The sequence below is a fragment of the Psychrobacter sp. NPDC078501 genome (assembly GCF_044900935.1).
Taxonomy (GTDB): Bacteria; Pseudomonadota; Gammaproteobacteria; order Pseudomonadales; family Moraxellaceae; genus Psychrobacter.
Genome location: NZ_JBJDOS010000007.1, coordinates 50,769 through 64,649 on the forward strand (window position 1 = coordinate 50,769; position 13,881 = coordinate 64,649).

Below are 13,881 nucleotides of genomic sequence, written 5' to 3' on the forward strand. Positions count from 1 at the left end.
TTAACTTAGGTCAATATTATGAATAAAAACAGATTTAACCGCAGGCGTTTTTTGACAGGGTCATCCACCTTGCTCGGCGCGTCGATGCTATCCACACTACCGACGATGGCTAATAGTGCTTTAACTAAAAGCCAAAATGTCGTAGTCAATAGTGATAGAGCCGATCACATTGTACCTATACTAACGGGTAATGAATTTGATCTTTATGTCAGTGAGAAGATGATAACGGTCAACGGCAAGTCAAGCATGGCAACGCTGATAAATGACTCACTGCCTGCGCCAACGCTTAAGATGCAAGAAGGCGATACGGTCACCATTCGAGTCCATAATCAGCTGAATGAGTCGACCTCTATTCACTGGCATGGCCTCTTAGTGCCGTTTGAGATGGATGGCGTACCGGGTATCAGCTTTGATGGTATTCCTGCGGGTAGCACCTTCACGTACAAATTTAAACTGATACAGTCAGGCACTTATTGGTATCACTCGCATACTGGCTTCCAAGAGCAGACCGGTATGCGCGGGGCCATCGTCATTGAGCCGAAAGGGCGCGAACGCTATCCTATCGAGGAAGATCACGTTATCCTGCTTAGTGATTGGACGCATCGCGATCCGCATAATCTGCTAAAACTACTTAAGCAGCGTGCTGACTTTGATAATTATCATCTGCCAGACTTTAAAAAGCTATTGTCCGATATTGCCGAAACGGATCTGAAAACCGCGTTTGATAAGCGCAAAAGTTGGAATCAGATGCGCATGATGCCCACTGATTTTACGGACTTGTCGGGTGAAAACACATTTACCTACCTTATCAATGGCAAAACCACAGCGGCTAACTGGACGCAACTTGTCAAGGCTGGACAGCCTGTCAAACTACGTTTTATTAATGGTTCAGCGCAGACGATATTTGATGTACGCATCCCCGGCCTAAAAATGAAAGTCGTCGCGACGGATGGGATTGATGTCAGTCCCGTCGATATCGATGATTTCCGTATTGGGGTGGCCGAGACTTATGATGTCATCGTGACGCCCACTAAAGACGCGCATACCATATTTGCTCAAAACATAGATCGGTCAGGCTATGTTGCGACAACGCTTGCTACCAAAAAAGGTGCTCGTCCTGCGATACCTGCTATGGACAAAATCGAATGGCTGACGATGGCCGACATGATGGGCGCCATGGGATCGAATGGCTATAACGCTAAACATGCCAAAACAGAATATGACTTTAAGTCCGATATGCGCGTTGATAGTCCGCGTATGAACCTTGATGACCCTGGTATTAATCTACGTAACATTGATAGAAAGGTTTTGAATTATAGTCAGTTGCGCTCTGTCGGCGATGAGATAATGGCAGAGCAGCGCAAACCCACCAGAGAGATTGAAATACATCTGACGGGAAACATGGAGCGCTATATTTGGGCTCTAGACGGGGTTATGTTCAAAGATGCCGCACCGGTCAATATTAAGCCGGGTGAGCGCGTACGTATTACCTTAGTCAATGACACCATGATGAATCATCCCATGCATTTGCATGGTATGTGGAGCGATCTGCGGATGCCTTCAGGTGAGTTTCAAGTACGTAAGCATACGATAATGGTACAGCCTGCACAAAAGATAAGCTTTGATGTCACCGGAGAAGCTGGCAGATGGGCATGGCATTGCCACTTGCTCTATCACATGGAAGCAGGGATGTTTAGAGAAGTTGCCGTTGTTTAATAAACCTTCGAATATGAGCCTTATTATGAAAATATATAAAGTAGGTCTACCGTTTATTGGCATGTCATCTTTGATGCTACTAATGTCACCTTTAGCAAACGCTGCTGAGATGTCGAACATGGATCATGGCAGTATGGACATGTCTGGTATGGATATGTCAGATATGGATCACAGCAGCATGGATATGTCGGGCAATATGTCAGATATGGACCATAGTGGCATGGATATGTCAGGCGATATGTCGGATATGGATCATAGTGGTATGGATATGTCAGGCGATATGTCGGATATGGATCACAGTGGTATGGATATGTCAGGTGACATGTCAGATATGGATCACAGTGGCATGGATATGTCGGGCGATATGTCAGGTATGGATCATAGTGGCATGGATATGTCAGGCATGGACCATGGCAGTATGGATATGTCAGGTACGCAAGGTGGCGAAGCACCAGCCGATGCTCGCAGTCCTGACTATTCAAACGGCGTTCCCTATGGTCGCTTTGGTAAGCCTGTGATGATGGATAGCTTACCGTTATGGGGTGTGTCAGTAGAAACTTTGGGCTATCAGTTTGAGAATGACCAAATCGATTTTGAGTTTGATACGTGGTACGGTACTGATAGTAATCGTGTCACTCTACGCAGTGAAGGTAGTGCTCAAACTAACGATGATAAAGAAATTGATAGCTTAACCTCACTCGCTTATTGGAAGCCGCTCGGTATCTTCTGGAATGGAGAAGCCGGTGTTGCTTATAATACTGAAAACGATAAGTCCGCAATCATGGCAGGCATTGTTGGTACGGCGCCGTACTTCGTTGAGACTGACGCAAGAGCTTATCTATATACTGATGGTCAAGTCCAGCTTGATCTTGGGACAGCGTACGAGTGGCGCTTAGATCAGCGTTGGGTGGTCAGACCAGAGCTGGAGCTGACTGCCTTTAGTAAAGATGATACCGATAACGGTATTACTAAAGGATTTAATGAGTTTGGGGCTGAAGTTAGGCTGGCTTATGAGACATTCAGTCGTCAGCTCGCGCCTTATGTTGGTTTCAGCTACGAGAGCGCCTTGGGTGATGCGCGAGACTTACGTCGTCAAGAGGACGAAGACGTTGATTCTAACAGTCTGACTGCTGGTGTGATGTTTTGGTTCTAGTGTTAACCATGTAAGTAACAACAGTTTATAACACTAGCTCTAAAAAAAGGCACCTCTTTATTTAGGTGCCTTTTTACTAAATTAAGGACAAGAATATGAATAACCATATGGATAATAAACAGAAGCAAATGAACCCTTATGTAAAGTTCACAATCATGATTTTAACATCCACAGTGGTGATGTTTATCATGATGTATTTTAACACCTATCAGTGGGATCATATTTACTTTAGTGAAACCCGAGCTTATATGGCGCTGTATATGGGCGCGGTAATGGCAATTATCATGCTCGCCTTTATGACTAATATGTATAAAAAGACTAAGGTCAATCTAATGGTTTATGGGATTAGTGTCGTGCTATTTGCCTTTGGTTTATGGGGCGTTAGATCACAACAAACGGTCGATCAAGTGGATTGGATGCAGGCGATGATACCGCATCACTCGATTGCTATTTTGACCAGTTCGCGTGCTGATATCGAAGATCCACGTGTACGTCAGCTTGCTGATGACATTATCGAAGCACAAAAGCGTGAAATCGGTGAGATGCAAGCACTTATTGATGAGTTGGAATAATATATTATGATACCAATAAGTAAGCTCTTCTTTAAAAACTATTTACTATATCGCGTCTTTTAATTCTAACTATACCTACTCCTTACTTCAAAAATAACCTGTAAAACTGAAGTTCTACGAAGAAATAGATTAAGGTCGAATAAGTATGAAGCAAGATAGAACGACTCGCTATCAGAAGGATAGTTTGACATTATCAGGAACAGTTATGCTAGGTACCGGTGTCATGATCGGTGCTGGTATTTTCGCTCTGACCGGTCAGATGGCTCAGATGACGGGTTCGCTTTTCCCACTTGCTTTTCTAGCCGCCGCAATCGTTGTTTCTTTTAGTGCCTATTCTTATATCAAGATCTCTAACGCTTACCCGTCGGCTGGCGGTGTTGCAATGTACCTGCATCAGGCATACGGAGATCGTTTACCGACTGGATTTAATGCCCTGCTGATGTATTTCTCCATGGTTATAGCGCAGAGCTTTTTGGCCCGGACGTTCGGGTCATACACTATGCAGTTATTCGGTGGCGATGACAGCGGTCGCATGGTATCCATCCTTGGCGCCGCGCTTATTCTTGCTGCGTTCTTTATCAATTTACTTGGTAATCGTTGGATTCAGGGGGTTGCATCGGTTATCGGTATTATAAAAATTGTCGGTATTCTTATATTCGGGTTGGTTGGTATCTGGCTAGCTGATAGCTTTGCAGTTGATTCTTCTACATTAGGTGACACTAATACTGTTGGTGACTTTCTTGGCGCAACGGCGCTAGGCATACTGGCATTTAAAGGCTTTACCACGATTACCAACAGTGGCTCGGAAGTAAAAAATCCTCATCGCAACGTCGGCCGTGCCATTGTAATATCAATCGCAATATGCGTAGTTATTTACACTCTAGTCGGTTTCGCGGTGTCTAGTAATCTATCTCTTGCCGAAATCATCGAAACTAAAGATTACTCCTTGGCTGCCGCCGCACGCCCAGCACTTGGCGACTATGGTCTATGGTTCACAGTTGCAATCGCAATGGTAGCTACCGCTGGCGGCCTCCTTGCTAGCATCTTCGCAGTCTCTCGTATGCTTGCTATGTTGACTGAGATGAAGCTGGTGCCTCATCGTCATTTGGGAATGCCGGGAAGCGTTCAAAAACATACGTTGGTCTATACTGTGGTGTTGGGTTTAGCTTTTACGACGTTATTTGACTTATCACGAATTGCAGCGCTTGGCATTGTTTTCTATCTAATTATGGATATCGCCATTCATTGGGGTGTTTTGCGATACCTTCGTCAGGATATAAAGGCGGTGATGTGGGTGCCTATAGTGGCCATACTTCTTGACCTGTTGGTTCTCGGCGGTTTTGTCTGGATTAAACTAAACTCAGATCCATTCGTACTTGGCGTAGCAGTCGTCACTATTGTAGTGATTGCTGTGGCTGAGCAGGTTTACCTGAAATCTTCAGCGAGGAAAAAAGCTATCGAAAAAGATACGCTTGCAGACCATCATTGACAGTAACATCAAAGAGTTTACAGAAAATTGTTTGGTTAAAAATTGCATAGATTTAAGCGTCTGCTTACTATCTTCAAGAATTGATTTCATGCAATACGATATTCATAAAGACAACAGGGAAAGTAAGCTATGAATGAGTCATTTAATCACGCTGGAACTTGGGGTCTCGCACTAATTGTTATTGTTCTGATTTCTTGGTTCTTTTACCGTTATTTCGCACCAAAGAACTGGCGTGAATGGGCGGGTGCTGGTGTAGTTCAGGCTTTCATTATTGCACTTTACGCAGAAATGTATGGCTTTCCGCTCACTATATATTTATTAGTACGGTTTTTTGGTTTGGACAGCCAATATGTCAGCGCTAGCTTATGGTCGACCCTTGTTGGTTTAGGTGAGACAGGCATGATGATCTCAATGCTACTCGGCTATGCTATTGCATTTTTAGGAGTCGGTCTTTTTGCTCAAGGTTGGCGCCAAGTCCACAAAGCACGAGGGGAAAATCGTTTAGTAACTGATGGACTCTATGCCTACGTACGTCATCCTCAGTACACCGGGTTGTTTATTGCACTGTTCGGTGAGGGTGTGGTGCATTGGCCAACTCTGTTTTCAATCAGTCTGTTTCCAGTGATTGTGCTTGTATACACATGGTTAGCTCGACGTGAGGAACGGCATATGTTTGAAGAGTTTGGTAAAGACTACCTTGCTTACAAACAGCAAGTGCCAATGTTTATTCCTCAATGGGGTCAATGGCATCAACTTGCCGCCGCCGCACGAGTTAAAAAGTAATATCAATACAGGATAAAGCTTTAATTCATACAAATCCTTAGAGTTAGCATGGTTAGATACGATTGGTTATCTTGAGCTTGAACCACATCATACAATAGTGAGGATTACTAAGATGGTCAAATCAAACTTAACAACAAGTACTTTAAGGATTGCCCCTGTTGGCAACAGTGTATCGTTGTTTCTACTCATTAGTTACCTGTTATGCATAGGCTTTGGCTTACTTGCACCCGAACAGATAAGTATGTAGAAATTATTTTTTAGAGGTTTTTAGATTAATGATTAGATGAATAGCAATCGAGGATTGATGATAGTGCTTTAAGAGTTGTACTTATTATCAATATTTATTGTCTTCAAGGAGTGGTTTTATGAAACATATTGCCGATGAAAAATCTATCAAAGGTGGTCAGTACGATAAAGTACCAGAAAATTATAGTGGTACGGTTTATATCTGCCCGATGCATCCTGAGGTTAGAGATACTGAAAAGAGCGATTGTCCGATATGCGGCATGTTTCTTAAACCTGAAGACGAGGTTGCTGAATCCAACAACCATGAAGATAGTCATGCGCATTGTCATGGAGCGGATGCTAATAATAGTAATGAGGTAAATTCTGTCGAAGACGATAAGTACGACAAGATACCGGAAAATTATAGCGGTACGGTCTATATTTGTCCTATGCATCCAGAAGTAAGAGATGTTGAAAAAAGTGACTGCCCAATATGTGGCATGTTTCTTAAACCTGAAGACGAAGTTGCTAAAGATGATAGTCACGCTAGCTGTCATGGAAAGGATACTGATAGTAGCGGAGTAAAATCTGTTAAAGGCGGTAAATACGATAAAGTACCTGCTGATTACGATGGCACGGTATATACCTGTCCTATGCATCCTGAAGTGAGAGACGTTAGAAATAGCGGTTGTCCGATATGTGGTATGGCGCTTGAGCCCGAAACGCTTACTATCGGTGAAGAGGACACCTCAGAGCTTGACGACATGACTCGTCGTTTTTGGATATGTACCGTGTTGACTGTACCGCTATTAATATATGTGATGAGCGGTATGTTTGACTTAAACGTAGTTAATTTTAGTCAGTATGGTATCTCTTCAAAGATCTTACAATGGGCTGAGTTAGTGCTCGCGACCCCTGTAGTGCTTTGGGGCGCCGCCCCGTTTTTCGTCCGTGGCTGGCAGTCTATAAAAAGCCGCAATCTAAATATGTTTACCTTGATTGCGATAGGCGTAGGCGCTGCTTATATTTTTAGTATTGTCGCGACCTTTTTTCCCGATATTTTCCCAGACAGTTTCAGAGATGCCTCTGGTCAAGTCGGAGTCTACTATGAAGCGGCAGCGGTCATTGTGACCTTGGTGCTACTGGGTCAAGTATTAGAGCTCAAAGCTAGAAGTCAAACTTCAGGTGCGATTAGAGCTTTGCTTGAGCTCGCACCACCAACCGCAAGACGTGTCGATGAAAACGGTGAAGAAGTCGAAGTCTCGCTTGATGAGGTCGTCACTGGCGATAAGCTACGGGTTAAACCAGGTGAGAAACTACCCGTAGATGGTACAGTGATCGATGGTAATAGTAGTGTTGATGAATCAATGGTGACGGGTGAGCCAATCCCTGTATCAAAAGTAGCAGGAGATACAGTGACTGGTGGTACGGTAAATGGCACCGGAACGCTATTAGTCGAAGCGGTCAATGTTGGAGCAGATTCAGTATTATCTAAAATTGTACAAATGGTTGCTGAAGCCCAGCGTAGCCGCGCGCCTATCCAGCGCTTGGTAGATCAAGTGGCGGGTTGGTTCGTACCTATTGTTATTGTCACCTCTATCATAACCTTTATTGTCTGGGCGATATTCGGCCCTGAGCCCGCTATGACCTATGCTTTGGTTAACGCGATTGCGGTACTGATTATTGCTTGTCCTTGTGCCCTTGGTCTAGCGACGCCGATGTCCATTATGGTTGGTACCGGCAAAGGCGCGCAAAACGGCGTCCTCATCAAAAATGCTGAAGCGTTAGAGAGTATGGAAAAAGTCGATACCATTGTCGTCGACAAGACCGGAACACTGACCGCTGGTAAGCCCGAGCTTACCGCAATTGATGCGCAGGTAGGTCAAGATGAAGACGAGTTCCTCGCATTGGTAGCCTCAGTAGAAAGCGCTAGCGAGCATCCTTTAGCAGAAGCTATCGTTAGAGCAGCTCAAGAAAGATCACTCATTATTCCTAAAGCTACTGACTTTAATTCGACTACTGGCGAAGGCGTACAAGCCGTGGTCGATGGTAAGAAAGTCGCTATTGGTAACTCTAAGCTTATGGAAAGCCTAAATAGTTTTGATAATGAGCTGTCCACTAAAGCTGATGTCCGTAGAAAAGACGGTGAAACGGTAATGTTTGTGGCTATAGACGGTAAAGCTGCTGGTATTATTTCAGTTGCTGACCCTATTAAACCAAGCACTAAAGAGGCTATTTCACTGCTTCATGACGCAGGTTTAAAAGTTGTGATGCTAACCGGTGACAACGAAAAAACCGCGCAGGCAGTCGCCAATAAACTAGGTATTGATGAAGTTCATGCGGATGTCTCACCAGAGGATAAAAACCGTATCGTCAAAGAAATGCAAGACAGCGGTAAATTGGTCGCTATGGCGGGTGATGGTATCAACGACGCACCAGCGCTAGCGCAAGCTAATGTTGGTATCGCTATGGGAACCGGTACCGATGTGGCGATGGAGAGTGCGGGCATTACCCTGCTAAAAGGTGATTTAATGGGCATTGCCAAAGCTTATAAGCTTAGCCGCGCCACCATGCGCAATATCAGACAGAATCTGTTTTTTGCCTTTATCTACAATGCACTTGGTGTTCCTATTGCCGCAGGTGTGCTCTATCCCATATTTGGGCTTCTGCTCAGTCCGATGATAGCAGCGGCAGCGATGAGCTTGTCGTCATTCTCGGTGATTGCTAACGCGCTGCGATTGCGCCGTTTGAAACTATAATTCTGGTACGGTAAAAAGTGTTCTAAAGCACACTGACACATACTGGTCTAAACAAGATCACAAAATATAAGGATACCGTTATGGGCAGCTTTTCTATTACACATTGGCTGATTTTATTGGTCGTAGTGGTGGTCGTATTTGGTACTGCCAAGCTTAAAAATGCAGGTAAAGATTTAGGCGGTGCGGTGAAGGGTTTTAAAGAAGCGGTCAAAGATGAAGAACCCGAGAATGCTCGCAAAAATCATGTGCTTAGCCATGAAAATAGTACGCCAGCTGCAAGTAATGATTTAAATACGCGTGTAGGTAATCAGGCTGATGATATGGAAATCAGCCCTATTTCCACTGATGACCAGCCTAAAGTATGAAGCGCGCCGCTTATAAATAGCGGCACTAAGTAGTCTATTAATATATGTGACTGTTATGTTTGATATTGGGTTTTCCGAATTACTCTTGTTTGGCGTCATTGCTTTAATCGTATTGGGCCCAGAAAAACTGCCGCAAGCCGCACGTACCGCTGGGCAATGGTATGCCAAACTGCGCCGTACAGTATCCACTCTACAATCTGAAATAGAAGCTGAGCTTGATCTAGCTGAAACACGTCAACAAATGCAAAATGAACTTGCGAAAATCCGTCAGACCGAGTCGGATATGAAGCGCGAATTAGCAGAAATGCGTGGCAGTATGCAAAAGTTTGAGCAGTCACAGAACCAAAGCCTAGACGCTTCACATCAGTCAATCACCCCTTATGATAAAGACCATCAACAGAATACTACCTCCTCGTTCATTAAACAGGAGGCGGATCAGTGAGCCTATTTAAACGGCAAAAAAGTCGACAAGAAAAAATAACAGATATAGAGTTTGAGGCGCCAACAGATACAACACAGAATAGTGAGTCTGGAGATACGTTAGGTACGCTTGGCGATATGCCTATTACCGGACATTTAATCGAGCTGCGTACGCACTTAATAAGAATATGCGTGGTCGTCTTAATTATATTCTTAGTATTGGTGGGATTTTCACGCGAGCTTTATAATCTTTTATCAGACCCATTAGTGGCGCAGTTACCCATCAATTCGACCATGATTGCCACTGATATAACGTCAAACTTTATGGCACCCATTCGCTTAACGATATTCGTCGCCGCATTTTTAGCAATGCCTTATATCCTGTATCAAATTTGGTCATTTGTAGCTTCCGGCTTATATAAAAAAGAGAAGAAAATTGCCATTCCTGTACTGCTATCTTCGATATTTCTATTTTATGCTGGTGTTGCTTTTTCCTACTTTGTGGTACTCAAAGGGGTATTGAAATTTTTTATTATGTTCGCTCCGCAGAACGTTATACCAATGACCGATATTGACAGTTATCTGAGCTTTGCCCTCAAGCTATTTATGGTGTTTGGACTGACTTTTGAGATTCCAGTGGTTACCTTATTGCTGATAATGGCCGGAATCGTTTCTACTCAAAGTTTAGAAGATAAGCGTCGTTATATCATAGTCGGCTGTTTTGGGATCGCCGCGGTAGTGACACCGCCTGATGGTGTATCAATGCTGTTGTTGGCGATTCCTATGTGGCTATTATTTGAGCTGGGTTTACTCTTAGCAAAGATATTAATTAAAAATGAACGAAATAATGATTTAGTCTCAGGGAATGAAACATTAGAAAGTAGCTAGCACTACTTAAACACGCCAAGAACCTTTTTTACTTTTTACTTTTTACTAGAGTATGTCAGCGTGAGTACTCTACTTAGCGACGGACTCTAAATGGAACACCCAACTAATAACAACGAAAAAAATGACGGTCTTGCAAATCGACTTAACCAAGAGTGCTACTGCATTACCCTTGATCGTAAAGCGCTTAATACAAGCCTTCAAGATCAATTGGTAGAAACTAGAAACAATCCAATAGGAGCGAACGAGCTTAATAAGCTTTTTTCAGCAACACCCGTGTTCGTTCCCAAAACAGAGATAGAGGCGATGGAGCGAATCGTCAGGGCTATCGAGTCAGCTGCCGAACTGCCATTGTATCAAGAGCAAGTGCTGTCGTGGGCACCAGAAATAGCTGCTTTCGATCCAGGGCCAATAGGAGCCTTTATGGGTTATGACTTTCACTTAGGTAGCGATAGCCCTCAACTTATTGAGATCAATACTAACGCTGGAGGCGCATTTTTAAACGTAGCACTTGCCCGCGCACAAAAACAATGCTGCCACCCTTCCGAGCAAAGTGCTGATACTACTAAAATGCTTGATGGCTTTGAAGAAGCCGTCACTAACATGTTCATACAAGAGTGGCAGCGACAATCGGCTACTGCCATGCCTAATCGCATAGCTATTATCGATAATGATCCCAAAAGTCAGTTCATGTATTTAGAGTTTCAGCTGGCTTGCCGACTACTTCAAGCTAAGGGCATTGATACCGTTATACTTGATCCGTCTGAAATTAACTATGTTGATGGCAAGCTGACAGCGCATGGTAAGCCCATTGATATGATCTATAATCGGTTGGTCGACTTTGCATTTGAAAACCCTAACCACGCCGTGCTTAAAAGTGCCTATCTAGAGGGTGCGGTAGTAGTAACGCCTAATCCTCATGTCCATGCTATATTTGCGAATAAGCGCAACTTAGCCTTACTATCCGATCCGCAAACTTTGCAGTCGTGGGGACTAGATAATGATGATGCAAAATGTCTAGAAAGGGCAGTGCCAACTACCAAAATGGTTATAAAAGAGGATGCAGCAGAGTTATGGCGTACTCGGGGACAATTGTTTTTTAAGCCAGTTGCTGGATATGGAAGCAAAGGCGTCTATCGCGGTAGCAAGCTCACTCGACGCGTTTTTGAGAACATTCTGGATGAGGATTATATTGCACAGACCTTTATACCTGCTACAGAGCGATCAATAAAAATCGATGATGTTGTGACGACCAAAAAAGTAGATATACGTCTTTATACCTATGCAGGACAGCTGTTACTAACTGCTGGGCGTATCTATCAAGGTCAAGCGACTAATTTTCGCACACCAGGGGGTGGATTTGCGCCTGTTTTCCAAGTGTGATCATTTGGGTTTGGCTTTTAAGCAGTGTTTACTATTTGGATTATTCTAAGTACTAATGCAATAATCAAAATATCATGCTGAACTGGAAAAATGATGATTCAACTCTTTATTCATTACTTTCTGCATCAAAATAATTGGCTTAGGATTACTATATCCGATACTGAATAAAAGGGATACGTTATCTTATGAGGCGAAACGGGCATAAGTTTTTCTGGCTTATTGTGCTTACACCGATAGGAAGAAACAACTACAGTTGATAGATAGAGCGTGGTAATCTGTGCCGTTCCTTCGACTATAACATGACTTTCTTGAAGAGGGTAAAAAGTGGTTCTGGCAATCATAATGGCAGCGATTCTGATCGCTGTCTGCACGACAATACATTACGGCGCGTTAAAGTTCTCGTCACAGTTTGTGACGCCGTCTCGCCGTCTAGGACACTGTCTTGGGGTCGCAGTCGGCTCAATCGTACTTGCCCATACGTTCGAGGCGTTGCTCTACGCTGCTGGCTTCTGGTTTGCTGTGCACGACCTTGAGGTCGGTAACCTCGTATCGTCCTCATCTAGCGATGGTAGCTCTCTTAATTTTATGGACTACTTTTACTTTTCGCTAGTCAACTTCACAACGCTTGGGCGAGGCGATCTCATGCCCAACGGACATCTACGATTCATGACTGCTATGGAGGCTTTCCACGGTTTCCTATTGATTACAGTATCCGGAACCTTTGTTCTTCAGATCATGAGTGGTAAAAAACCCCTTTCAAATTAGCTAAACGCCCTCTCAACGATATATCGAGCAGAGTTTCATACCTCAGGTCAGGTCAGGTCAGGACATGGATGTTGACTGTTCCGGAAGCGCTTTGAGAGAATGTGGTTGTCTTTACTCGATCTACTCGCGTTCGGTACGCTTCGAAACCAGCCACCCAAGGAACATCCATTTGACAGCGTAGATTAATATTATCGGAATGACCATCCACTGAAAGAGCGGCAACGCACCTATGCTTAGTAACGGAACATCAGGCATCAGACCACTATAATTCCACCTTTGGCCAGCTCCAGTTGCCCAGTATTCAAAGAGTATTGTCACAATCAGGCCAACGCCAAGGTATATCGATAAAGTCGACAGAAGCCACTGCTTTGAAATCCAGAACCAGTCTTTTACAAACAACGCCCCAAGCACGTAGGCGCCAAAGGCAATATTGGCATCACCGAAGGTCGCACGTGTACAAAGCCAGACCACCTCCCAGTGGCTCGCTTCTGCCATGCCTGAGAAGAACGGTACCTGTGCCATCTCCCAAAAAAAATGGAGAAAGAAACTTACGCTCCACACCATCAGGGCAAGCACAGCTAACGCTGCTGCTCGGCACGATTGGTTTACAAGAGTCATAATTCCTCCAAAAATAGCCATAGCAATAAATACAGTTGCATGTTTACTCGTTCCTCATTACCAGACCGAGTTACCGTTTACTGGCGTCTCTCAACGGTAGATTAGCATGTTACCTGCTGCGCGTGTTTATCACGGTCAGATGACCAACTTCCGTATGCCAGGTGGTGGATTCGCGCCTGTCTTTCAGGTGTGAAGGTATACCTCAGATCGTGTATGATACTCTTAGAACACTTTCTAAAACACCCTCTTAAATCGGAAAAAGCGATGACTCAAACCGTTATCCATTATTTTCTACACTTTGGTATGCCGTTTATCATCGCCTATATGTTTTTTCGTAGTGACTATAAGCGAGTTTATTTGATCCTATTAGCAACCATGCTAGTTGATTTAGATCATCTGCTAGCGACACCTATCTTTTCGCCCAATCGTTGTAGTATTAATTTCCATCCGCTACATACTTATTATGCGATGGCAGTATATGCGGGCATGTTGTTTTTACCAAAGCCCTATAAGGTAATTGGTTTAGGGTTATTACTACATATGTTGACTGATTTAAATGACTGCATAATGACCTATATTAATTGTCCACAGTGTTTGAGTCAGGCTCCTGCCCGTGAGTTGGTAGCGTGGTTAGGCAGAGCTATTAAGTTTTAATACGGTTGTGACTACATCCCTTTGTATCTCTCTCATAAATCATCTCTTTAATGACTCCTAGAAGTAGATATATCGCTATCCAATCCTGAATAAG

General features: G+C 43.8%; 13 protein-coding genes. 12 read left to right on the forward strand and 1 reads right to left on the reverse strand.

The window, feature by feature from the left end; translation table 11 throughout:
- The first annotated feature begins 18 nt into the window (after nt 1-18).
- The 11 genes from ACI2IW_RS11385 to ACI2IW_RS11435 all read left to right on the forward strand — a co-directional run bounded on the left by ACI2IW_RS11385 (nt 19) and on the right by ACI2IW_RS11435 (nt 12,515).
- On the forward strand, nt 19-1,716 hold the full coding sequence (locus ACI2IW_RS11385) for a copper resistance system multicopper oxidase (protein ID WP_102078919.1): 1,698 nt from the start codon (nt 19-21) through the stop codon (nt 1,714-1,716).
- Between the two features lie 25 nt (nt 1,717-1,741).
- A complete protein-coding gene (locus ACI2IW_RS11390; RefSeq protein WP_404693710.1) occupies nt 1,742-2,869 on the forward strand; it encodes a copper resistance protein B in 1,128 nt (375 codons plus the stop codon).
- A gap of 95 nt (nt 2,870-2,964) precedes the next feature.
- A complete protein-coding gene (locus tag ACI2IW_RS11395) occupies nt 2,965-3,441 on the forward strand; it encodes a DUF305 domain-containing protein (RefSeq protein ID WP_289047147.1) in 477 nt (158 codons plus the stop codon).
- A gap of 145 nt (nt 3,442-3,586) precedes the next feature.
- Nucleotides 3,587-4,930, forward strand: a complete 1,344-nt coding sequence (locus tag ACI2IW_RS11400) for an APC family permease (protein ID WP_220455939.1) — start codon at nt 3,587-3,589, stop codon at nt 4,928-4,930.
- A 129-nt stretch (nt 4,931-5,059) separates the two neighbouring features.
- On the forward strand, nt 5,060-5,713 hold the full coding sequence (locus tag ACI2IW_RS11405) for a methyltransferase family protein (protein WP_404693711.1): 654 nt from the start codon (nt 5,060-5,062) through the stop codon (nt 5,711-5,713).
- Nucleotides 5,714-6,078: 365 nt separating this feature from the next.
- Nucleotides 6,079-8,697, forward strand: a complete 2,619-nt coding sequence (locus ACI2IW_RS11410; RefSeq protein WP_404693712.1) for a copper-transporting P-type ATPase — start codon at nt 6,079-6,081, stop codon at nt 8,695-8,697.
- Nucleotides 8,698-8,777: 80 nt separating this feature from the next.
- Entirely contained in the window at nt 8,778-9,062 is a 285-nt protein-coding gene (tatA, locus tag ACI2IW_RS11415) for a Sec-independent protein translocase subunit TatA (protein WP_011959992.1), read from the forward strand.
- A gap of 55 nt (nt 9,063-9,117) precedes the next feature.
- On the forward strand, nt 9,118-9,504 hold the full coding sequence (gene tatB / locus ACI2IW_RS11420; protein ID WP_036599454.1) for a Sec-independent protein translocase protein TatB: 387 nt from the start codon (nt 9,118-9,120) through the stop codon (nt 9,502-9,504).
- Nucleotides 9,501-10,370, forward strand: a complete 870-nt coding sequence (gene tatC / locus ACI2IW_RS11425; RefSeq protein WP_068037325.1) for a twin-arginine translocase subunit TatC — start codon at nt 9,501-9,503, stop codon at nt 10,368-10,370. Before tatB ends, tatC begins: the two co-directional genes overlap by 4 nt.
- Before the next feature lie 90 nt (nt 10,371-10,460).
- On the forward strand, nt 10,461-11,750 hold the full coding sequence (locus ACI2IW_RS11430) for a hypothetical protein (protein WP_404693713.1): 1,290 nt from the start codon (nt 10,461-10,463) through the stop codon (nt 11,748-11,750).
- 342 nt (nt 11,751-12,092) lie between these two features.
- Nucleotides 12,093-12,515 carry an ion channel gene (locus tag ACI2IW_RS11435; protein ID WP_371532716.1) on the forward strand — a complete coding sequence of 141 codons (423 nt, stop codon included), beginning with the start codon at nt 12,093-12,095 and terminating at the stop codon, nt 12,513-12,515.
- Nucleotides 12,516-12,635: 120 nt separating this feature from the next.
- On the opposite strand, the gene ACI2IW_RS11440 is transcribed toward ACI2IW_RS11435, so the two are convergent.
- The gene (locus ACI2IW_RS11440) at nt 12,636-13,133 is read right to left on the reverse strand and encodes a hypothetical protein (protein WP_290176787.1); all 498 of its coding nucleotides are present in this window, start codon (nt 13,131-13,133) and stop codon (nt 12,636-12,638) included.
- 264 nt (nt 13,134-13,397) lie between these two features.
- Between ACI2IW_RS11440 and ACI2IW_RS11445 the strand changes: the two genes are divergently transcribed.
- Entirely contained in the window at nt 13,398-13,787 is a 390-nt protein-coding gene (locus ACI2IW_RS11445) for a DUF6122 family protein (RefSeq protein WP_290176786.1), read from the forward strand.
- The last annotated feature ends 94 nt before the right edge of the window (nt 13,788-13,881 follow it).

Excerpts from the sequence above, each read along its gene's own strand:
- ACI2IW_RS11435 (WP_371532716.1), top strand. The coding sequence starts at position 12,093 with ATGGCAGCGATTCTGATCGCTGTCTGCACGACAATACATTACGGCGCG.
- ACI2IW_RS11400 (WP_220455939.1), top strand. The coding sequence starts at position 3,587 with ATGAAGCAAGATAGAACGACTCGCTATCAGAAGGATAGTTTGACATTA.
- tatB (WP_036599454.1), top strand. The coding sequence starts at position 9,118 with ATGTTTGATATTGGGTTTTCCGAATTACTCTTGTTTGGCGTCATTGCT.
- ACI2IW_RS11395 (WP_289047147.1), top strand. The coding sequence starts at position 2,965 with ATGAATAACCATATGGATAATAAACAGAAGCAAATGAACCCTTATGTA.
- ACI2IW_RS11405 (WP_404693711.1), top strand. The coding sequence starts at position 5,060 with ATGAATGAGTCATTTAATCACGCTGGAACTTGGGGTCTCGCACTAATT.
- ACI2IW_RS11445 (WP_290176786.1), top strand. The coding sequence starts at position 13,398 with ATGACTCAAACCGTTATCCATTATTTTCTACACTTTGGTATGCCGTTT.
- ACI2IW_RS11390 (WP_404693710.1), top strand. The coding sequence starts at position 1,742 with ATGAAAATATATAAAGTAGGTCTACCGTTTATTGGCATGTCATCTTTG.
- ACI2IW_RS11385 (WP_102078919.1), top strand. The coding sequence starts at position 19 with ATGAATAAAAACAGATTTAACCGCAGGCGTTTTTTGACAGGGTCATCC.
- tatA (WP_011959992.1), top strand. The coding sequence starts at position 8,778 with ATGGGCAGCTTTTCTATTACACATTGGCTGATTTTATTGGTCGTAGTG.
- ACI2IW_RS11410 (WP_404693712.1), top strand. The coding sequence starts at position 6,079 with ATGAAACATATTGCCGATGAAAAATCTATCAAAGGTGGTCAGTACGAT.
- ACI2IW_RS11430 (WP_404693713.1), top strand. The coding sequence starts at position 10,461 with ATGGAACACCCAACTAATAACAACGAAAAAAATGACGGTCTTGCAAAT.
- ACI2IW_RS11440 (WP_290176787.1), bottom strand. The coding sequence starts at position 13,133 with ATGACTCTTGTAAACCAATCGTGCCGAGCAGCAGCGTTAGCTGTGCTT.